1 protein-coding gene is annotated in these 24,141 nt (G+C 71.6%); it reads right to left on the bottom strand.

The window, feature by feature from the left end; all coding sequences use genetic code 11:
- Window positions 1-24,090 carry a non-ribosomal peptide synthase/polyketide synthase gene (locus tag OG210_RS28120; RefSeq protein ID WP_371539247.1) on the bottom strand — a complete coding sequence of 8,030 codons (24,090 nt, stop codon included), beginning with the start codon at window positions 24,088-24,090 and terminating at the stop codon, window positions 1-3.
- Window positions 24,091-24,141: the final 51 nt, after the last annotated feature.

Raw genomic sequence — 24,141 nt, 5'->3', positions numbered from 1 at the left:
TCAGTTCTCCTCGGTAAGGGGTTCGTCGGTTGCGTTCGGGCATTCGTCAGCTGTGTTCGGGCAGCGGAGGCCGCGCTCGGTCTCGGCGATCCGTGCGGCGAGCACGGGGCCGAGCTGGGCGAGCGCGCCCGGCTGGGTCATTCGGTCGTGGCGTGCGGTGATGTCGTACGACGCGATGGAGCCGGTGGCGTAGGGGCGCCAGACCCCGGCTCCGGGGGAGTCCTTCTCGCGGTCGATGGTGGAGTTGAACAGGAGCATGTCCCCGTGGAACACGGCGGGCCGGAAGTCGAGGGCCAGCCGCGCGTTGTTGATCATCACGGCGACGATGGCCTCGATGTGCCGCTGTTCCAGGCTCGCCAGGGCGCTGCCCCGGCGCCGCAGCACCTCCATGACCTCCTCGTAGGTGAGGGGTCCTTCGCCGATCTCGGCGGGGTCGCAGTCGAGCATGCCCGCCAGCACGTCCCGTTCGCTGGGCACGGGCGCCTCGTCGAAGGTGAGGTCGACGACCGGATAGGCGTCGAGGACGGCGAGCAGCGCGGTTCGCTGTCCTCGGCGCTCCAGTTCGGTGGCGACGGCGTGGGCGATGAGCCCGCCCGCCGACCAGCCGAGGAGCAGGTAGGGCCCCTCCGGCTGGATCTTGCGGATCTGCTCCACGTAGTCCGCTGCCATCTCCTCGTAGGAACGGGGCCGGGGTTCGTCCCGGGCCAGGCTGCGGGCCTGGACGGCGTAGACCGGGTGCTCGGGGGCCACGTGGTTCAGCAGGCCGCTGTAGCACCAGCTGACCCCGCCGCCCGGATGCACGCAGAAGAGCGGGGTGGCCGGCCCGGCGGGCCGCAGCGGCAGGACGACGTCGAGGGAGCCGTCGGCGTCGCACAGGGCGAGGCGGTCGGCGAGCGCGGCGACCGTCGGGGCCTGGAAGAGGGTACGCAGCCCGATCTCGACGCCGAGGGTGTCGCGGACGCGGGCCACCAGGCGGGCGGCGAGCAGGGAGTGACCGCCGAGGTCGAAGAAGTTGTCGTCGACACCGGCCCGTTCCACGCCCAGCGCCTCGGCGAACAGGTCGCACAGCACCTGCTCCTGCGGGGTACGCGGGCCCCGGTGGGCCGCGTGCCCGCCGTCGCCGTAGTCCGGCGCGGGCAGTGCGGCCCGGTCGACCTTGCCGTTCGCGGTCAGCGGCAGCGCCGCGAGGACCACGAACGCCGCCGGGACCATGTACGAGGGCAGCTCGCGGCGCAGCCGTTCCGCCAGCTCCTGCGGTTCCGTCCCGCCGTCGGGGCCGGGCACCACGTAGGCGGCGAGCCGCTTGTCGCCCTCCCGGTCCTCGTGGACGACGACGGTCGCCTGTGCCACGCCGGGGCAGGCCGCGAGCGCCGCCTCGGTCTCGCCGGGTTCGATGCGGAAGCCGCGGATCTTGACCTGGTCGTCGGCGCGGCCGGCGAACTCCAGCTCGCCGTCCGCGTTCCACCGGGCGAGGTCGCCGGTGCGGTACATGCGGGCGCCGGGCGGGCCGTAGATGTCGGCGACGAAGCGCTCGGCCGTCGGACCGGGACGGTTCAGGTAGCCGCGCGCCACTCCGGTTCCTGCGAGGTACAGCTCGCCCGTGACACCGGTCGGGGCCGGGCGCAGCCGCTCGTCGAGTACGTACAGCCGCATCCCTGCCATGGGCCGGCCCAGCGGCACGCCGCGTTCCGGGTCGGGCGCGGTGGACATGCGGTGGTGCGCGGCGAACGTGGTGGTCTCGGTGGGGCCGTAGCCGTTGACGACGCGGATGCCGGGGCAGGCCCGCATCACGCGGGCGACCGCCGCCGCGGACACCGCCTCACCGCCGGTCCACACCTCGCGTACCCCGGCCAGTCCGGCCGGTTCCTCCTCGGCGACCAGCCGGAACAGACCGGCCGTCAGCCACAGCCCGGTCACCCGCCGCTCGGTGATCACCCGGCACAGCTCCCGGACGTCCAGCCGTCCCGGCGGGGCGACCACGACGGTGCCACCGGACAGCAGCGGCACCCACAGCTCGTAGGTCGACGCGTCGAAGGCGGCGGGTGCGTTGAGCAGCACCCGTTCGTGGGTGCCGCCCGCCCAGCACGGGGCCAGGGCGAGCCCGGCCACGTCGGCGTGGGTGACGGTGACGCCCTTGGGCCCGCCGGTCGAGCCGGAGGTGTACATCACGTACGCCGACTGTGCCGGGTGGCAGGCCACGTCCGGAGCGCCGGTCCTGGGCTCGGCCTGCACCAGCGCGGTGAGCACGTCCTCGGTGAGGACCAGCACGGCGCCGGTCTCGCGTACGACGAGGTCGACGCGCGCGGGCGGGAAGCCCGGGTCCAGCGGCACATACACGCCGCCCGCCTTCAGGACGCCGAGGATCGCCGTGACCAGGCCGGCCGAGCGTTCCATGAGCACCGCGACCGGGGTACCGGGACCGACGCCCCGGCCGGTGAGCGCGTGCGCGAGCCGGTTGGCGCGGGCGTCGAGTTCGGCGTACGTCACCGTCTCATCGGCACTGTCGACGGCGACCGCGTCGGGAGTGGCCCGCACCCGCTCGGCGAACAGCTCGGGCAGCGGGCGGGCCGCGGCCGGCACCGTTCCGGTGTCGTTGTTCGACACGATCAGCCGGTGGCGTTCCTCGCCCGGGACCAGGTCGATCCGGCCGATGGGCAGTTCCGGGTCGGCGACGGCGGCCCGGAGCAGCCGCACCCAGCGGGCGACGAGCGTCGTCACGGTGGCGGGGTCGAACAGGTCGGTGGCGTACTCCACCGCGCCCATGACGCCCTCGGGGGTGCCGTCCTCGTCGTACCGTTCGGCGAGGCTGAACGTCAGGTCGCAGCGGGCCGTCCCGGTCGGCACGGCCAGATGGCCCGTGGTGAGGCCGGGCAGGGTGAACTCCCCTGCCGGGGCGTTCTGCAGGGCCAGCATGACCTGGAACAACGGGTGGTGGGAGAGGGACCGGGCCGGGTTGAGCACCTCGACCAGGTGCTCGAACGGCACGTCCTGGTGGGCATAGGCGGACAGCGCGGTCTCCCGCACACGGCCGAGGAGCTCGGCGAACCCCGGATCACCCGACGTGTCCGTACGCAGCACCAGGGTGTTGACGAAGAAGCCGACCAGGTCGTCCAGAGCCTGGTCCGTACGGCCGGCCACAGGGCTGCCGACCGCGATGTCCGTACCCGCACCGAGCCGCGTGAACAGCGCGGCAAGACCCGCCTGCAGCACCATGAACAGGCTGGTGCCCTGCCGGGCGGCAAGGTCGCGCAGCGCGCGGTGCAGCCCGGCGTCGATCCGCAGCGGCAGCTGGGCGCCGCGCTGCGATGCGGCGGCCGGCCGGGGCCGGTCGGCTGGCAGCGGGATCTGTTCGGGCAGTCCGGCCAGCGCCTCTTCCCAGTAGGTGAGTTGGGCGGCCAGACGGCTGGCGTCGTCGGACGCATCACCGAGCAGTTCCTGCTGCCAGAGGGTGTAGTCGGCGTACTGCACCGGCAGCGGGGTGAAGCACGGCTCCTCCCCCTCGTGGCGCGCCGCGTACGCGACAGCCAGGTCCCGTGACAGCGGGCCCATGGACCAGCCGTCACCGGCGATGTGGTGGACCACGACAAGCAGCACATGCTCCTCGGGCGCGAGCTCGAACAGCTCGGCGCGCACCGGGGGTTCGGCCGCCAGGTCGAAGCCGTGCCCCGCCGACCGCGCCAGCAGCCCGGGCAGCAGGGTCTCGTCGGACTCGGTGACCGCGAGGACGGGCCGGGCCGAGGCCGGGTCCAGGACGTGCTGGTACGGAAGGCCGCCGGTATCCGGGAACACCGTGCGCAGGCTCTCGTGCCGGGCGACGACGTCCCCGATGGCCGTCCGCAGCGCGTCCCGGTCGAGAGGTCCGGTCAGGCGCAGGGCGAGCGGCATGTTGTACGTGGCGCTCGGCCCGTCCATGCGGTGCAGGAACCACAGCCGGCGCTGGGCGAACGACAGCGGTACCCGCTCGGGCCGCTCCGCGCGGACCGTGACCGGCGGCCGTGCGGCACCCGCCTCGTCGAGCCGGGTCGCGAGACCGGCCACCGTGGGGGCCTCGAACAGGGCTCTGACGTCCAGTTCGACGCCGAGGGTGGCCCGGATGCGGGAGACCAGGCGGGTGGCGAGCAGGGAGTGCCCGCCGAGGTCGAAGAAGTTGTCGTCGACACCGACCCGGCCGGTGGCCAGTACCTCGGCGAACAGGTCGGCCAGCAGCTCCTCCTGCGGAGTGCGCGGCGCCCGCCCGCTGCTGCCTGTGACCTGGCCCGCGTCCGGGTCCGGGAGCGCGGCACGGTCGAGCTTGCCGCCCGCGGTGAGCGGCAGCGCGTCGAGCACGACGAACACCGACGGCACCAAGTGCTCGGGCAGCCGCTCACGGGCGTGTGCACGCAGGGCGCTGACCAGGGATCCGGTGGCGCGGGCGCCACCGGGGGTATTCGTCAGCGAGCCGAGGTTCCGCCGCTGCGGAGGTACGGGCCGGTACGGCTCCAGCGGCGCGTCCGCGTCCACCTGCTCCGGGTCGGCGAGGACGACATTGAGCAGATCCGGCGCATCGGGCGACCAGTTGAGGTGGACGTGACGTCCGTACGCATCGCCGACGGCATACCAGTCCTCGGGCCCGGGGGCCGCATCCGGTGCGGGTGAGTGCAACCGGTCGAGCAGCTCCGCCGTGGCGGCGGCGCCGTCGTGCAGGGCGCGGTCGGCTGCGGCCTCGCGGGCCACCCGGGCGTTGGGGACGCCCGTGATCCTGAGGACCGCGGGCGTCGCCGCCAGCAGTTCGCGCACCCGGTCCTGGGCGGACAGGCCCGCCTCCCAGGCGCACTCGGTGACGCTGTCCGGCTCGAAGGGCTCAGCCGGCCGCTTCCGCAGGGTGACGTCGTAGCGGTGGCGGGTCAGTTCGTTGTGGTGCCGTCCCCGCCTGACCTCGACGGTGACCGCGCCGATGTCGTCGACGTGGTCGCGCACGGCGGTGAAGAAGTCGGGGTCGACGAGGAGTTCCTCCTCGCGGCGCACCGCTTGTTCCACGGCCCGTCGGATGTCCGCCGCCGGGGTGCCGGGGGCCGCCCGGTGCAACTGGACGGCCGTGGCGAACGGCCGGAGCAGCCGCAGGTTGCGCACGTCGCCGACGAACAGCGCACCGCCCGGGGCGAGCAGACCGGTCAGCTTCCGGATGACGTCGAGCAGATAGTCGGCGCTCGGGAAGTACTGGACGACGGAGTTCACGACGATCGTGTCGAAGGTACCCGCCGGCAGCCCGGTCAGGTCGTGTGCGGGCTGGGTGCGCAGCACCACCCGCCCGCCGAGCCCGGGGGTCTGGCTCACATGCTGTTCGAGCGTGCCGATGGCCCTGGCGGAGAAGTCCGTCGCCCAGTACGTCTCGCAGTGCGGGGCGATCCGCGCGAGCAGCAGGCCGGTGCCCGCGCCGACTTCCAGGACGCGGCGGGGCCGCAGCGCCCGGATGCGGTCGACGGTGGTGTCCCGCCACTCCCGCATCTCCTCCTCCGCGATGGGCCGGCCGTCGTAACTGCTGTTCCAGCCGGTGAAGTTCTCCCCGGGAGCCGTGCGCGCGGCGTCGACGGGCAACGCGTCGTAGGTCTGCCGCCAGGTGTCGACCAGGTCCAGTTCCCGTCGGTGGTCGCGGGTCTCCGCGGCCGGTACCACGTAGGCGACGAGCCGCCTGTCGCCGTGCTGGTCGTCGCGGGCGACGACTACGGCCCGGCCGACCTCGGCGTGGCCGGCCAGCTGGGTCTCGATCTCGGCGGGTTCGACGCGGAAGCCGCGGATCTTGACCTGGTCGTCGGCGCGCCCGGCGAACTCCAGCTCGCCGCCGGCCGTCCAGCGCACCAGGTCACCGGTGCGGTACATACGGGTGCCGGGCGGGCCGTAGGGGGAGGCGACGAAGCGCCCGGCCGTCAGACCCGGCTGGTGGAGGTATCCGCGGGCCAGCCCCGCCCCCGCCACGTACAGCTCACCCGCAACCCCCGGAGGCACGGGCTTGAGCCGGGCGTCCAGGACATACACCTGGGTGCCCGCGATCGGCCGCCCGATGGAAGGAACCCGGCCGGCCGGTGTGAGCGGGGCGCTCATGGTGGCGCACACCGTCGTCTCGGTCGGACCGTACGCGTTGATCATCCGCCGTCCTGGAGCCCACCGGGCCACCAGCTCCGGGCTGCACGCCTCGCCCGCCACCACCAGCGTGGACACCGGCAGCGCCGCGTCGTCGACGGTGGCGAGCACCGACGGCGGGACCGTCACATGGGTGACGCCCAGGGTGGTGTCCGTCAGGGCGGGCAGCGGGTTGCCGGGCGGCGGCAGCACCAGTGCGGCGCCGGTCAGCAGCGCCGTGTACAGCTCGGACACCGAGGCGTCGAAGCTGGGCGAGGCGAACTGCAGCACCCTGCTGTCCGCGTCGATGGCGAACCGCTCGGCCTGCGCGGCCACCAGGTGTGCGATGCCCGCGTGGCTGACGACGACGCCCTTGGGGAGGCCGGTCGAGCCGGAGGTGTAGATGACGTAGGCGGAGTGCCGTACGTCGAGCGCTGCCGCGGGGTCGGTGTCCGGGTGGCCGTCGGTGGCGGAGACGGTCGCCGGGTCGTCGACGACGAGGGCGGGGCGCGCGTCGTCGAGCATGTGGGTGACCCGCGCCTCGGGGTAGTCCGGGTCGACGGGCAGATACGCGGCCCCGGCCTTCATCACCCCGAGGATGCCGACGACCAGCTCGACGGAGCGCCGCAGCCGCAGGGCGACGATGTCCTCCCCCGTGATGCCCCGTCCGATCAGCGCGTGCGCGAACCGGTTGGCACGCGCGTCCAGTTCGGCGTACGTCAGCTCGCGCTCGCCCGCGACCAGGGCGATCGCGCCGGGTGTCTTCCGCGCCTGCCGGGCGAAGGCCACCGGAAGGGGAACGGGATCCACCGGCACGGCCGTGTCGTTGGCGTCCCCCAGCAGCCGCCGCTCGTCGTCCGTGAGGACGTCGATGTCCCCGATGGGCAGCTCCGGTTCGGCGACGACGGCCCGCAGCAGCCGCGTCCAGCGGTCGACCAGGCCGGCGACCGTGTCCGGGCCGTACAGGTCGGTGGCGTACTCGACCGCGCCGGCGATGCCCGCGGTGGCGCCGTCGTCGGTGAGCCGCTCGTACAGGTTGAAGCCGAGGTCGAACTTGGCGGTACCGGTCGGCACGGCCAGCGGGTTCACCCGCAGGCCGGGCAGGTCGAACGTGCCCATGGGCGCGTTCTGCAGGGCGAACATGATCTGGAAGAGCGGGTGGTGGGAGAGCGAGCGGGCCGGGTTCAGCTCCTCGACCAGGGTTTCGAACGGCAGATCCTGGTGGGCGTAGGCGCTGAGCGCGGTCTCCCTGACCCGGTGCACCAGTTCCCCGAACGACGGGTCGCCGGAGGTGTCGGTGCGCAGCACAAGGGTGTTGACGAAGAAGCCGACCAGGTCGTCCAGGGCCTCGTCGGTGCGGCCCGCCACGGGGGTGCCGACCGGGATGTCGGAACCCGCGCCGAGCCGCGTGAGCAGGGCGGCGAGTCCGGCCTGGAGCACCATGAACAGGCTGGCCCCGGAGCGGCGTGCGAGGTCCCGCAGGCCCGTGTGCAGCTCCGCGTCGAGCTCGACGAGGAGGTGCGCGCCCCGGTAGCTCGCCACCGCCGGACGCGGCTGGTCGACGGGGAGCGTGAGTTTCTCCGGAGTGTCGGCCAACTGCTCGGACCAGTAACCGAGTTGGCGGCCGAAGGCGCTGTCGGGGTCGGTGGTGTCGCCGAGCAGCCCACGCTGCCAGAGGGTGTAGTCCGCGTACTGGGCCGACAGCGGCTGCCACTCCGGCTTGCGGCCCGCGCACCGGGCGGCGTACGCCTCGGCGAGGTCACGGGAGAGCGGACCGGTGGACCAGCCGTCCCCCGCGATGTGGTGCAGGACGAGCAGCAGTACGTGTTCGTCATCGGCGAGCGCGAACAGCGCCGCCTTCAGCGGCGGTTGGGCGGTCAGGTCGAAGACGCACCGGGCCTCTTCTGCCAGCAGCTGAGGAAGACGGTGTTCGTCGGTCTGCGTGACGCGCAGCCGCGGGCGGGCGTCGTCGGGGTCGAGGACGTGCTGATGCGGGCTGCCGTCCGCTTCGGGGAACACCGTGCGCAGGGTCTCGTGCCGGGCCACCACGTCCGCGAGGGCGGTGTCCAGTGCCCGCTCGTCCAGCCGTCCGGACAGCCGCAGGGCGAACGGGATGTTGTAGGTGGCTTCCGCTCCCTCCATCTGGTGCAGGAACCACAGTCGGCGCTGGGCGAACGACAGCGGTACCCGCTCGGGGCGCTCGGCGGCCGTCAGGGCGGGCCTGGCCCGTCCTGCGCCGTCGAGGGCGGTGGCGAGACCGGCCACGGTCGGCGTCTCGAACAAGGTACGCAGCGCGACCTCGGCACCCAGCACCGCCCGGATCCGGGACACCAGCCTGGTGGCGAGCAGCGAGTGACCGCCCAGGTCGAAGAAGCCGTCGTCGAGGCCGACCCGGCCGGTGCCGAGGACCTCGGCGAACAGCTCGGCCAGCAACTGCTCCCGCGGGGTGCGCGGTGCGCGGCCCGGGGCATCGGACTCGAACTCCGGGGTGGGCAGGGCCGCCCGGTCGAGTTTGCCGTTGGGTGTGAGCGGCAGCCCGTCCAGGGTGACGAACGCGCCGGGCACCATGTGGTCGGGCAGCCGGTCCCGCAGGTACGCCCGCAGGGTGGCGGGGTGCGGGTCGGAGCCCGGCCGGGCGACGACGTAGCCGACGAGCCGGTCGCTCCGTACCGCCACCACGGCGTGCGCCACCGCGGGGTGGTGGGCCAACTGGGTCTCGATCTCGGCGGGTTCGACGCGGAAGCCGCGGATCTTGACCTGGTCGTCGGCGCGCCCGGCGAACTCCAGCTCGCCGCCGGCCGTCCAGCGCACCAGGTCACCGGTGCGGTACATGCGGGTGCCGGGCGGGCCGTAGGGGGCGGCGACGAAGCGCTCGGCCGTCAGACCCGGCTGGTGGAGGTATCCGCGGGCCAGCCCCGCCCCCGCCACGTACAGCTCTCCCGGGACACCCGGGGGCACCGGCTGGAGTCCGGCGTCGAGCACATGGACGCGGGTCCCCGCGATCGGGCCGCCGATGGGCGGGATGTGCCCCGCGGGGGCGAGCGGTGCGCTCATCGTCGCGCACACCGTCGTCTCGGTCGGACCGTACGCGTTGATCATCCGCCGTCCTGGAGCCCACCGGGCCACCAGCTCCGGACTGCACGCCTCACCCGCCACCACCAGGGTCGTGGCGGTCAGCTCGCCGGCGTCGAGCGACGCCAGCACGGACGGCGGCACGGTCACGTGGGTGACACCCGCTCCGGGGTCCGTCAGAGCCGGCACCGGCGCGTCGGCCGGGGCCAGGACCAGGCAGGCCCCGGTGAGCAGTGCGCTGCACAGGTCCCAGAAGGAGGCGTCGAAACCGGTCGAGGTGAACTGCAGGACGCGGCTGCTGTCGTCGATGCCGAGACGTTCGGTCTGGGCGGCCACCAGGCTGGGCACACCGGCGTGGGTGACGACGACGCCCTTGGGGCGGCCGGTGGAGCCCGAGGTGTAGATCACGTAGGCGGGGTGGAACGGCTGCGCCCGCACCGGCGGGTCCGTCTCCGGGTGGTGACCGGTGGCGGTGACGGTAGCCGGGTCGCCGACGACGAGGGCGGGTCGCGCGTCGTCGAGCATGTGGGCGACCCGCGCCTCCGGGTGGACCGGGTCGATAGGCAGGTACGCGGCCCCGGCCTTCAGCACACCGAGGACAGCGACGACGAGTTCCGCGGAGCGGGGCAGCCGGAGAGCCACCACGTCCTCGGGTTCGATGCCCTGCGAGATCAGCGCGTGCGCGAACCGGTTGGCGGACGCGTTGAGTTCGGCGTAGGAGACGGTGGTGCCGCCGTGGACGACGGCCGGTGCGTCCGGCCGCCGGGCCGCCTGCCGCGCGAACAGTTCGGGGAGGACGGCGTCGGGCACCTGCCGCGTGGTGGCGTCGGACATGTGCAGCAGGGCACGGCGCTCCGCCGCGTCGAGTACGTCGAGGGTGCCGATCGGCCGTCGCGGCTCGGCGACGGCGGCGGTCAGCAGCCGCACCCAGCGGTCGAGCAGGGTACGTACGGAGTCCTCGTCGAACAGGCTGGCGCTGTACTCCACGGCCACGGTCAGACCGTCCGGCGTACCGTCCGGCCGACGGCGCTCGGTGACGCCGATGGCCAGATCGAGGCGCGCGGTGCCGGTTCCCACCGAGACCGGTGATGTGTGCAGGCCATCGAGCGAGAAGTCGCCGTCGGGGGCGTTCTGCAGGGCCAGCATGACCTGGAACAAGGGGTGGTGGGAGAGGGACCGGGCCGGGTTGAGCACCTCGACCAGGTGCTCGAACGGCACGTCCTGGTGGGCATAGGCGGACAGCGCGGTCTCCCGCACACGGCCGAGGAGCTCGGCGAACCCCGGATCACCCGACGTGTCCGTACGCAGCACCAGGGTGTTGACGAAGAAGCCGACCAGGTCGTCCAGAGCCTGGTCCGTACGGCCGGCCACAGGGCTGCCGACCGCGATATCCGTACCCGCACCGAGCCGCGTGAACAGCGCGGCAAGACCCGCCTGCAGCACCATGAACAGGCTCGCCCCGTTGCTGCGTGCCAGGTCGCTCAGCGTGGAGTGCAGCCCGGCGCCGACAGTGGCGGTCAGCAGACCGCCGCGGTGGGTGGCGTCGGCCGTCCGCGGCCGGTCGGCGGGGAGGCTCAGCTGCTCGGGCAGTCCGGCCAGCGCCTCACGCCAGTAACTCGTCTGGCCGGCGAACGCGCTGGCGCTGTCGGACTCCTCGCCCAGCAGCTCGCGCTGCCAGAGGGTGTAGTCGGCGTACTGCACCGGCAGCGCCGCCCACACGGGCTCGTCGCTCCGGCGGCGGGCCGCGTACGCGGTCGCCAGATCCCGCGCGAGCGGGCGCAGGGACCAGCCGTCACCCACGATGTGGTGCAGCAGGAGCAGCAGAACGTTCTCGTCCTCGGCGAGAGTGAACAGATGTGCCCGCAAGGGGAGTTCGGTGGTGAGGTCGAATGCGCACCGGGCCGAAGCGGTGAGCAGGCCGGGCAGACCGTCCTCGCTCGCTTCGGACACGGCCAGCGGCACCCGGGCTCCGGACACCGGCAGGACCCGCTGGTACGGCACACCGTCGGTCTGCGGGAACACCGTGCGCAGGGCCTCGTGCCGGGCCACGACGTCCGTGAGCGCGGCCTGCAGAGCAGCCCTGTCGATGCTGCCGCGCAGCCGCAGCGCCAGCGGCATGTGGTACGTCGCGCCGGAGCCCTCCGTCTGCCGCTCCATCTGGTGCAGGAACCACAGGCGGCGCTGGGCGAACGACAGCGGCAGCACGTCCGGCCGCTCCCGCCGCTCCAGGGCCGGCCTGGCCTGCCCCGCCGCGGCGAGCCGGCCGGCCAGACCGCCGGGCGTGGGCGCCTCGAACAGGGCGCGCAGTTCGAGCTCTGCTCCGAGGGTGGCGCGGATGCGGGAGATCAGGCGGGTGGCGAGCAGGGAGTGCCCGCCCAGCTCGAAGAAGTCGGAGTCGACACCGGCCTGTTCGACACCGAGTACCTCGGCGAACAGCTCGCACAGGAGGTGTTCCCGCATGTCGCGCGGTGCACGTCCGGCTCCGGTGTCCGGCGCGGGCGCCGGAAGCGCCGCGCGGTCCAGCTTGCCGTTGGGCGTCAGGGGCAGCGCGCCCAGGGCGACGACGGCTGACGGGACCATGAAGTCCGGCAGGCGGTCGCGCAGGTGGGCGAGGAGCACCGCCGGAACGGGGTCCGCTCCGGCGGCCGGGACGACGTAGGCGGTGAGGCGACCGTCCCGTACCAGGACCGAGGCCTGTGCCACGGCCGGGTGGTCGGCGAGCGCGGCCTCGACCTCGCCCGGCTCGATGCGGAAGCCGCGCACCTTCACCTGGTGGTCGGCGCGTCCGAGGAACTCCAGCTCGCCGTCCGCACGCCATCTGGCGAGGTCACCGGTGCGGTACATACGGGTGCCGGGCGGGCCGTAGGGGCCGGCGACGAAGCGCTCGGCGGTCAGGCCCGGCCGGTTCAGATAGCCGCGGCCCAGGCAGCGCCCGGCCAGGTACAGCTCTCCCGGCACCCCGGGCGGCACGGGCCGCAGGGCGGCGTCCAGGACGTAGGCCCGCGTGTGGTCGACGGGCCGGCCGATCGGCACCGGCAGAGGGCAGACGTCGAGGTCGGCGGGCACCGTGTACGCCGTGGCGACGTGGGTCTCCGCCGGGCCGTAGTGGTTGTGCAGCCGCCGCCCGGGGCTACTGGCCAGGAAGCGGCGGAGCGCGCCGCCGAGCCGCAGCGCCTCGCCCGCCTGGGCGATCGTCCGCAGGTCGGGCAGTACACGGCCGTGCTCATCGGCCGCTTCCGCGACGGCCTCCAGCATCAGGGTGGGCGCGTACAGCTCCTCGACCCGGTGCCGTTCGAGCCACGCGGTGAACAGCTCGGCGCTGCGCCGCTGTTCGTCGGTGGGCACGACCAGCGTCTTGCCGAACAGCAGCGCGGACAGCGTCTCCTGTACGGCGACGTCGAAGCCGGCCGCGGTGAACTGGGCGACCCGGGCGCCCGGGGCGCCGCCGACGGCGGTGTGGTGCCAGTGCAGCAGATTGGCCAGCGCCCCGGCGGGCATGACGATCGCCTTGGGTCGGCCGGTCGAGCCGGAGGTGTAGACGACGTACGCCGGGTGCTGCGGGGCGTGGTCCACCACGGGGTCGGTGTCCGGGTACCCGGGCCCGGGGTCGACGGCGGCCGGGTCGTCGAGCACCAGGGCGGGCCGGGCGTCGTCCAGCATGAACGCACGGCGCGCCGCAGGGTACTCGGGGTCGACGGGCAGATAGGCGGCCCCCGCCTTCAGAACGGCGAGGGTCGCCACGACGGCCTCGGCCGAGCGCGGCAGGGCGAGCGCCACGATGTCCTCGGGGCCGACACCCCGGGCGATCAGCGCATGGGCGAGCCGGTTGGCGCGGGCATTGAGTTCGCCACCGGTCAGCACGGTGTCCTCGAAGACCACCGCGGGCATCTCCGGCGTGGCTCGCACCCGGGCTTCGAACAGGTCCGGCAGGCTCACGAACGGACGCGTGGCCCCTTCAACCTTCCCTTCGATGGCCGCTTCGCCCGTCGCTTCGTCCGCCCCTTCGGCCGCCGCTTCGTCCAGTGCGAGCACCCGTTCGCGCTCGCCGTCGAGGAGTACGTCGACACGGCTCAGCGGCCGGTCCGGGTCGGCCACTACGTCCTTGAGCAGTCCCACCCAGCGGGCGAGGACCTTTTCGACCGTCACGTCGTCGAACAGGTCGGTGGCGTACTCGACGTACCCGTGGATTCCCCCGGCCTGCCCCGCGCCGCGCTCCAGGAGGTGGAAGGACAGGTCGAACATGGCAGCGGGGGTGTGCACCGGAAGGATCTCGGCCTGCACGCCCGGGAGTTCGAAACCGCCGCGCGGCACGTTCTGCAGGGCGAAGAGGACCTGGAACAGCGGCTGCCGGGACGTCGAGCGGGTCGGGTTCAGCGTCTCGACCAGGTGCTCGAACGGCAGGTCCTGATGGGCGTAGGCGGACAGGGCGGTGTCGCGGACACGGCCGATGAGTTCGGCGAAACTCGGGTCGCCGGAGGTGTCGGTACGCAGGACGAGGGTGTTGACGAAGAAGCCGACCAGGTCGTCCAGGGCCTGATCGGTACGTCCGGCGATGAGGCTGCCTACGGGGATGTCGTCCCCGGCACCGAGCTTGGTCAGCAGGGCGGCCAGACCCGCCTGCAGCACCATGAACAGGCTCGCGCCGCGCTCCCGTGCGAGGCCGAGGAGACGGGCGTGCAGGTCCGCATCCAGCTGCACGGGCAACTGTCGGCCACGGAACGAGGGGGCTGCCGGGCGGGGGCGGTCGGTGGGCAGCTGAATCTGTTCCGGCAGTCCGGCCAGGGCCTCCGTCCAGTACGCGGCCTGCCGCGCGAAAAGGCTGCCGGGGTCGGTGGCGTCGCCGAGGAGCTGGTGCTGCCAGAAGGTGTAGTCGGCGTACTGCACCGGCAGCGGCGCCCACACCGGCTCCTCCCCACGACAGCGCGCCACATAGGCGTCCGCGAGATTGCCGGCGAGCGGACCCAGCGACCAGCCGTCCCCTGCGATGTGATGCACCACGACGAGCAGGACGTGTGCCTCGGGCGCCGTGGTGAACAACTCGGCGCGCAACGGAACGTCCTGGGCAAGGTCGAACGGCTGCGCCAGCGCCCGGCCGATCCTGCCGGCGACCTCCTGCTCGCTGGAACCGGTGCAGACCAGGGCGGGCCGGGCCTGCTCGGCACCCAGGACGTGCTGGTACGGAGCGCCGTCGACCAGCGGGAAGACCGTGCGCAAGGTCTCGTGCCGGGCCACCACGTCCGCGAGCGCCTGCTCCAGGGCCGCACGGTCCAGCGGGCCGGTCAGCCGCCAGGCCATCGGGATGTGGTACGCGGCGCTGCCGCCGTCCAGTTGGTGCAGGAACCACAGGCGGCGCTGCGCCGACGACAGCGGCATCCGTCCCGGCCGTTCGGCGGGGACGAGCGCCGGCCGGGCCGCACCGGCCTCAGCCACGCCGGCCGCCACCCCGGCGACGGTCGGGTTCTCGAACAGGGTCCTCAGCTCAAGTTCGACGCCGAGGGTGGCGCGGACGCGGGCGACGAGCCGGGTGGCGAGCAGCGAGTGCCCGCCGAGGTCGAAGAAGTCGGCTTCGACACCCACCCGTTCGATGCCCAGCACCTCGGCGAACAGCTCGCACAGGACCTGCTCCCGCGGGTTGCGCGGCGCACGCACTTCGGCGGCCTGCGTGGCCTCGGGCGCGGGCAGGGCGGCACGGTCCAGCTTGCCGTTGACGGTCAGCGGCAGCGCGTCGAGCGCCACGAACGACGCCGGAACCATGTAGTCGGGCAACTGCAGCCGCAGATGCGCCCGTAGCGCGTCCGGCTCCGCGATGGCGCCCTCAGTGGGCACGGTGTAGGCGACGAGCCGGGTGTCGTCGGTACGGTCCTGCCGCGCCAGAACAGCGACTTGGGCCACCTCAGGATGCGCGGCGAGCACAGCCTCGATCTCACCGAGCTCAATACGGAAACCACGCACCTTCACCTGCTGATCCGCCCGGCCCACAAACTCCAGAGTGCCGCGCCTGCCCCAACGCACCACATCACCCGTGCGATACATACGCGTCCCCGGCAGCCCACCCGGATCCGCCACAAAACGCGACGCAGTCAGATCGGGGCGGTTCAGATAACCACGAGCAAGACCCGGCCCCGCCACATACAACTCACCCGCAACACCAGGCGGAACAAGACACAGACGCTCGTCGAGAACATAGACACGCAAATCCGGAATGGCCGTTCCGATATCACTCGCCATACCCATCCGAGCCGTGTCACGAGTCAGCGCCGCATAGGTGACATGCACGGTCGTCTCCGTGATGCCATACATATTCACCAGAACCGGAGCATCATCCGCATGACGGTCGTACCAGTCCGCAAGACGCGCCGGCTCCAGAGCCTCACCACCAAACACAACAGTACGCAACGCAAGATCAGCACCAGGGCTCTCCCGGTCAGCCTGCATCAACTGAAGAAACGCCGACGGCGTCTGACTGAGAACCGTCACACGCTCCTCAACCAACAACCGCAGAAAAGCCTCAGGCGAACGCGACACCTCGAAAGGAACCACCACCAACCGCCCACCATGCAACAGCGGACCCCACAACTCCCACACCGAGAAATCAAAAGCATACGAATGGAAAAGCGTCCACACATCATCCCGACCAAACCCGAACCACTGATCAGTCTGCGTGAACAACCGCACCACATTCGAATGCGGAACAACCACACCCTTCGGACGCCCCGTCGACCCCGACGTATAAATCACATACGCCGCATCACCAGGACTCAACACCACCCCCGGATCCGAATCCGTACCCGGACACTCCGACTCCGAACACTCCGACCCCAGGTCAAGCGCAGCCAGATCATCCAGAACCAACACCGGCCCGGCATCCCCCACCAAGAACTCCCGCCGCGCAGCCGGATAATCCGGATCCACCGGCACATAAGCAGCACCCGACTTCAGAACACCAAGAACCGCAACAACAAGATCAACAGAACGCGGCAACGCAAGAGCAACAAGATCCCCCCGCCCCACCCCACGCCCGATCAACCAATGAGCAACCCGATTCGCCCGCCTGTTCAACTCCCCATACGACAGCCGCACATCACCCGACACCACAGCCACCGCATCCGGACACTCCCCCACCCGCGCCTCAAACACAGCCGGAACAGACCCAGCAGACACCTCCCCCACCAAAGGCGACGGCAACAACATCGCCCGCTCCGCCCCCGACAACACATCCACCCGACTCAACCGCAACCCCGGATCCGCCACCACAGACCGCAGCAAACCCACCCACCGATCAACCATCACCGAAACAGACTCAGGATCGAACAGATCACTGGCGTACTCGACGAATCCGTCGATGCCCTCCGGCGCCCCGTCCCCCGTGTGCCGCTCGGACATGGAGAAGATCAGGTCGAGCTTGGAAGTGGTCGTTGTCAGCCGGACGCCACTCGCTGTCAGGCCGGGCGGGGCGAAGTCGGCCCGGGGCGCGTTCTGCAGCACGAGCATGACCTGGAACAGCGGGTGGTGGGAGAGAGAGCGGGTCGGGTTGAGGGCCTCGACGAGGTGCTCGAACGGCAGGTCCTGGTGGGCGTAGGCGGCCAGCGCCGAGTTCCGTACCCGGCCCAGGAGTTCGGTGAAGTCCGGGTCGCCGGAGGTATCGGTGCGCAGGACGAGGGTGTTGACGAAATATCCGATCAGGTCATCGAGGGCCTGGTCGGTGCGGCCGGCGATGAGGCTGCCCACGGGGATGTCGTCGCCCGCGCCCAGCTTGTTCAGCAGACCCGCCAGCCCGGCGTGCAGCACCATGAACAGGCTGGTGCCGTGGTCCCGGGCCAGCTCACGCAGATCGTGGTGGAGTGCGGCGTCGAGCCGGACACGGACGAAGCCACCGTGGTGCGAGGCGACAGCCGGGCGGGGGCGGTCGGTGGGCAGCTGAATCTGTTCCGGCAGTCCGGCCAGGGCCTCCGTCCAGTACGCGGCCTGCCGCGCGAAAAGGCTGCCGGGGTCGGTGGCGTCGCCGAGGAGCTGGTGCTGCCAGAAGGTGTAGTCGGCGTACTGCACCGGCAGCGGCGCCCACACCGGCTCCTCCCCACGGCAACGGGCCACGTAGGCGTCCGCGAGATTACTGGCGAGCGGACCCAGCGACCAGCCGTCGCCCGCGATGTGATGGATCACGAGCAGCAGCACGTGCTCGTCGGGACCGAGCTCGAACAGCTGCGCCTGCAGCGGCAGATCGACGGCAAGGTCAAAGGCGTAGCGCAGGGCCGCGGCGAGGACCGTGTCCAACTCGTGTTCCGTGGTACGGCGCACCAGCAGAGGCAGCCGGACCTCGCCAGGGGCGAGAATCCTCTGGTACGGGGTGCCGTCGTTCTGCGGGAAGACCGTGCGCAGGCTCTCGTGCCGGGCGACCACGTCCGCGAACGCCAGCTCCAGCGCCGCACGGTCCAGCGGACCGGTCAGCCGCCAGGCCAGCGGGATGTTGTAGTTGGCGCTGGCCCCCTCCAACTGGTGCAGGAACCACAGACGTCGCTGGGCGAACGACAGCGGGACCAGTTCGGGCCGCTCTTGCCGGGCGGTGAGCGCGAGACGGGCCTGCCCGGCGACCGCGAGACTCGCCGCGAGCCCGGCCGGGGTCGGCGTCTCGAAGAGGGTCCTCAGCTCAAGTTCGACGCCGAGGGTGGCGCGGACGCGGGCGACGAGCCGGGTGGCGAGCAGCGAGTGCCCGCCCAGATCGAAGAAGCTGCTCTCCACGCCGGCCTCGGCCACCCCCAGGATCTCGGCGAACAGCTCGCAGAGGATCTGCTCCTGCGGGGTACGCGGAGCACGGCCGGAGCCGACAGTGCCCACCTGCGGCTCGGGCAGCGCCCGGCTGTCCAGCTTGCCGTTGACGGTCAGCGGCAGCACGTCCAGTGCGACGAACGCGGCCGGAACCATGTACTCCGGCAGCCGCTCGCGAACGTGCTCGCGCAGGTCCGCCGAGTTCGCGGTGCACCCTGGCGCAGGAACGGTGTAGGCGACGAGCCGGGTGTCGTCGGTACGGTCCTGCCGCGCCAGAACAGCGACTTGGGCCACCTCAGGATGCGCGGCGAGCACAGCCTCGATCTCACCGAGCTCAATACGGAAACCACGCACCTTCACCTGCTGATCCGCCCGGCCCACAAACTCCAGAGTGCCGCGCCTGCCCCAACGCACCACATCACCCGTGCGATACATACGCGTCCCCGGCAGCCCACCCGGATCCGCCACAAAACGCGACGCAGTCAGATCGGGGCGGTTCAGATAACCACGAGCAAGACCCGGCCCCGCCACATACAACTCACCCGCAACACCAGGCGGAACAAGACACAGACGCTCGTCGAGAACATAGACACGCAAATCCGGAATGGCCGTTCCGATATCACTCGCCATACCCATCCGAGCCGTGTCACGAGTCAGCGCCGCATAGGTGACATGCACGGTCGTCTCCGTGATGCCATACATATTCACCAGAACCGGAGCATCATCCGCATGACGGTCGTACCAGTCCGCAAGACGCGCCGGCTCCAGAGCCTCACCACCAAACACAACAGTACGCAACGCAAGATCAGCACCAGGGCTCTCCCGGTCAGCCTGCATCAACTGAAGAAACGCCGACGGCGTCTGACTGAGAACCGTCACACGCTCCTCAACCAACAACCGCAGAAAAGCCTCAGGCGAACGCGACACCTCGAAAGGAACCACCACCAACCGCCCACCATGCAACAGCGGACCCCACAACTCCCACACCGAGAAATCAAAAGCATACGAATGGAAAAGCGTCCACACATCATCCCGACCAAACCCGAACCACTGATCAGTCTGCGTGAACAACCGCACCACATTCGAATGCGGAACAACCACACCCTTCGGACGCCCCGTCGACCCCGACGTATAAATCACATACGCCGCATCACCAGGACTCAACACCACCCCCGGATCCGAATCCGTACCCGGACACTCCGACTCCGAACACTCCGACCCCAGGTCAAGCGCAGCCAGATCATCCAGAACCAACACCGGCCCGGCATCCCCCACCAAGAACTCCCGCCGCGCAGCCGGATAATCCGGATCCACCGGCACATAAGCAGCACCCGACTTCAGAACACCAAGAACCGCAACAACAAGATCAACAGAACGCGGCAACGCAAGAGCAACAAGATCCCCCCGCCCCACCCCACGCCCGATCAACCAATGAGCAACCCGATTCGCCCGCCTGTTCAACTCCCCATACGACAGCCGCACATCACCCGACACCACAGCCACCGCATCCGGACACTCCCCCACCCGCGCCTCAAACACAGCCGGAACAGACCCAGCAGACACCTCCCCCACCAAAGGCGACGGCAACAACATCGCCCGCTCCGCCCCCGACAACACATCCACCCGACTCAACCGCAACCCCGGATCCGCCACCACAGACCGCAGCAAACCCACCCACCGATCAACCATCACCGAAACAGACTCAGGATCGAACACATCGGTGCTGTATTCCACGACGCCCGCCAGGCCGGCCGGGGTGCCGTCCGGGTCCGTGCGCTCGGCCAGGTTGAAGGTGAGGTCGCACTTGGCGGTGCGGGTGGCGACCAGGCCGGCGGTGACCTGCAGGCCCGGCAGCTCGAACTCGCCGAGCGGGGCGTTCTGCAATGCGAGCATGGTCTGGAAGAGGGGGTGGTGCGCGAGCGTCCGGGTGGGGTTCAGCTCCTCCACCAGGTGCTCGAACGGCAGGTCCTGATGGGCGTAGGCGGACAGGGCGTTGTGCCGGACCCGGCCCAGCAGTTCGGTGAAGTCCGGGTCGCCCGAGGTGTCGGCGCGCAGTACCAGGGTGTTGACGAAGAAGCCGACCAGGTCGTCGGCCGCCTCGTCGGTGCGGCCGGCGACGGGGGTGCCGATGGGGATGTCGTGTCCGGCGCCGAGCTTGGCCAGCAGGGCGGCGAGACCGGCCTGGAGCACCATGAACAGGCTCGCCCCGTTTCGGCGTGCCAGGTCCCGCAGGCCCTGGTGCAGGGTGGCATCCAGCCGCAGCGGGAGCTGGTCACCCCGGTAGGTCGTCGCGGCGGGTCGCGGACGGTCGAAGGGCAGGTCGATCTGTTCCGGCAGTCCGGCCAGGTTCTCGGCCCAGAAGGACAGTTGGCGGGCTGCCAGGCTGTCGGGGTCGGCGGCGTCGCCGAGGAGTTGGTCCTGCCAGAGGGTGTAGTCGGCGTACTGCACCGGCAGCGGCGCCCACACCGGCTCCTCCCCACGGCAACGGGCCGCATACGCCCGGGTGACGTCCTGGGCGAGCACACCGACCGACCAACCGTCACCGACGATGTGGTGGAGCACCAGCAGCAGTACGTGATCGTCCGCCGCCAGCTCGAACAGCTCTGCCCGGAGCGGGAGTTCGGCGGACAGGTCGAAGGTGCGGCGCGCGGCGGCGAGCAGCCGCTCCGGCAGCGCCTCCTCGGTGGTGGGGGCTCCGGTCAGGCGGAGTGCGGCCTCGGCGGGGTGCAGGATGCGCTGGCAGGGTACTCCGCGGTCGTCGGGGAATCGTGTGCGCAGACTCTCGTGCCGGGTGACGACGTCGGCGAGCGCCTGCTCCAGCGCCGTACGGTCCAGGGCCCCGGACATCCGCAGGGCGAGCGGGATGTTGTACGTGGCGCCGGTTCCCTCCATGCGCTGCAGGAACCACAGGCGTCGCTGGGCCGACGAGAGCGGCACCGTCGCGGGCCGCTCGTACGGAACGAGGGCGAGCCGGCCGGGGCGGTCACCGCTCACCGCCCGGGTGTCCACGACGGCGGCCAGTCCGGCCGGTGTCGGGGCGTCGAACAGGTCGGCCAGCCGCAGGTCGACGTCGAAGGCGGACCGGGCACGGGCCAGCAGCCGCATCGCCAGCAGCGAGTGCCCGCCGAGGGCGAAGAAGTCGTCGTCCGCGCCCGCTTCGGGTACGTCGAGCACATCGGCGAACAACCCGCACAGGAGCTCTTCGCGGACCGTGCGGGGCGCCCGGCCCGTCCTGGCGTCCGTCGTCGGGGCGGGTGCGGGCAGAGCGGCCCGGTCCAGCTTGCCGGCCGGGGTCAGCGGCAGCGCGTCGAGCGTGACGAGGACGGCGGGAACCATGTGCTCGGGCAGCAGCTCCCGCAGCCGGCTCCGCAACTCCTCGGGCTGCGGAGCCATGCCGTCTGCCGGAATCACGTACCCGACCAGGGACACGGCCTCCCCGTCGGCGGCACGGGGGACCACGGCTGCCGCGGCCACTGCCGGGTGCGCGGTCAACTGTGCCTCGATCTCGCCCGGTTCGATGCGGAAGCCGCGCACCTTGACCTGCTCGTCGGCGCGGCCGAGGTACATCAGGGCGCCGTCCGCCGTCCGCCGCACCACATCGCCTGTGCGGTACATGCGGCCGCCGGGCGGCCCGTACGGGTCGGCGACGAACCGTACGGCTGTCAGCGCGGGCCGGTCGAGGTAGCCGCGGGCCAGGCCGGGGCCGGCGAGGTACAGCTCACCGCGTACTCCGTCGGGCACCGGCTGCAGGGCACTGTCGAGCACCACGGCGCGGGTGCCCGGAACGGGGTGGCCGATCACCGGGCGCGGTGCGTCGGTGACGGTGGCCGTGACCGCGTCCACGGTGCACTCGGTGGGGCCGTAGAAGTTGAGGCAGCGCACGCCGTCGGCGCCCCGCAGCTCCTGCCACAGCTGCTCCGGCAGGGCCTCGCCGCCCGCGACGATCACGGAAGGCCGCCAGTGCTCCGCGTCGAGCAGCCCGTGGTCCACGAGGGCACGCAGATACGAGGGGGTGGCGTTGACCAGGTCCAGCCGGTGACGGCGCAGGTACGCCAGGAAGACGTCAGGGTCGGCCCAGCCGGCACGGTCGATGACATGCAGCTCATGGCCGGAGAACAGACACCCGAGCTGGTCCCAGGAAGCGTCGAACGACACGGATGTCGTCAGCGGCACCCGCATCCGCTGATCGGCCTCCCGCCCGGATCCCACCTGCGGGAACAGCGCGGCGCGTTGGTGGTGGACCAGATTCAGCAGACCGGCGTGGGTGGCCACCACGCCCTTGGGCCTGCCGGTGGAACCGGACGTGTGGATGACGTACGCGGTCTGGCGTGCGTCGAAGGACAGCGCGGGAGCGGTCGACGGCGCGTCGGCGAAGCGGTCGGCGGTCTCGGGAGCGTCCAGTACGAGGAGTTCGGCGGACAGGGTGCCGGGCAGCCGCTCGCGCGTGGCGCCGTCCGTGACCAGGACGGCGGGACGGGTGTCGTCGAGCAGCTGGGCGAGACGGGCCGCCGGGTGGTCGGGATCGAGCGGGACGTAACCCGCGCCCGACTTCAGGGCCGCGAGGACGGCGACCACCAGATCCGCCGTGCGGGGCAGGGCGAGGGCCACCAGCCGGTCCCTGGCGGCGCCGTCGCTGATCAGCAGGTGGGCCAGGCGGTTGGCGCGGGCGTCCAGTTCGGCGTACGTGAGAGTGGCGTCCTGTGCTACGACGGCGACCGCGTCCGGAGTCCGGCGTACCTGCTGCTGGAACAGGGCGGCGAGGTGCGCCGCTGGAGGCGCGGGCGCTGCCGCGGTGCCCTGACCGGCCGTCGGGGAGTGGTGTCCGGTGTGCGGCGCGGGCAGCAGGGGAACACGGTCCAGGCGCTGGTTCGCGTCGGTCCCGGCGAGGTTGTCCAGGAGGGTGGCCAGGGCGCGCGCGTGGTCCTCGTGCTCGTCCTCCTCCCCGGCGCCTGCCGCGGCGTGCAGCTCGGCCTGCGGCCCCCGGCCGTCGTGCCGGTCCACGGCCCACAGGGCCAGGTCGGCGGCGGAGCCCTCGGCCAGGTCGTGCACGAGGGCAGGGTGCCCGGCGAAGGACAGACCGCGGGCGAAGGAACGGATGTTGACGACCGCGGACCAGGCCGGTCCGGTGCCGCCCGGCAGACCGGCGTCGCGGAGCACGTCCTCGCCCCGGTAGCGCTGGTGCCGCAGCGCCGCCGTGACTTCGCTCCAGACCTGATCGACCAGTGCCGACCAGGTCTGGAGGGGGCTTACGGCCAGGCGCAGCGGCACGACGTTGGCCACGAGACCGGGTGTGGAGGTCAGGACGGGATCGGCGGAGACACGGCCGGTGACGGGGAGGCCGATGACGAGGTCCCGCACACCGGTGACACGGTGCAGATACAGCGCCGTGGCCGCGATCAGGACCCGGGACCAGCGCGCACCTGTGCGCTCGGCCGCGGCCTGCAGCGACCCGTGGCCGGCCTCGGCGGTGATCGGTGTCCTGCGCGGCCTGGCGGTCGGGTCCCCCATCGCACGGCCGAGCCGGACGGGCTCGGGCAGCCCGTCGAGATGTGCCTGCCAGTGGGCCCGGTCGGTGGCGAAGCGCGCTGAGGAACGGTAGGCGAGGTCCCGCTCCACGAGGTCCCGCAGTGGCGGGAACGGGGTGTCGCCCAGCGGCAGTTCCCCGGCCTGCGCGGTGTAGATCTCGGACACCCGCTCTGCCACGAGAGTCAGTCCGACACCGTCGATGACCAGGTGGTGGTAGGTCTGACACCAGATGTGACGGCTGTCGGAGAGTCTGATCAGCGCGTAGCTGAACAGCGGGTCACGGGAGAGGTCGAGGGGACGCAGACGCTCGGTGTGCATCCACTGCAGGGCGGTGGCGAGCGGGTCCTTCTGTGCGCTGAGGTCGAGCCGGTGCATGCTCCACTCGACCGTCTCCCGCAGGATCTGCTGCGGCCCGTCGGCGCTGTCGGAGAACCCCACGCGCAGGGCCTCGTTCTCTGCGACGACCTGCCGCAGCGCGGCCTCGAACCGATCGGGGTCGACGGGCCCGCGGATGTCCAGGTATTCGCCGATGCGGTAGACCGGGAGTACTCCGGCCGTCCGCTGTTCGGCGAGCCAGATTTCGCGCTGGGCCGCCGTGAGGGACAGCGCGCCGGCTCCGTCGCGGGAAGACATGGGGTACCTCCGAAGGTGCATGAAAGGTGGCGCCCGGGCGCCGGGGGCGGC

The sequence above is a fragment of the Streptomyces sp. NBC_00466 genome, from assembly GCF_041433995.1.
Taxonomy (GTDB): Bacteria; Actinomycetota; Actinomycetes; order Streptomycetales; family Streptomycetaceae; genus Streptomyces.
This window is presented reverse-complemented; position numbering and strand designations above follow the sequence as displayed.

Bases quoted from the DNA above. Each gene is read 5' to 3' on its own strand.
- OG210_RS28120 (WP_371539247.1), bottom strand. From the start codon at position 24,090: ATGTCTTCCCGCGACGGAGCCGGCGCGCTGTCCCTCACGGCGGCCCAG.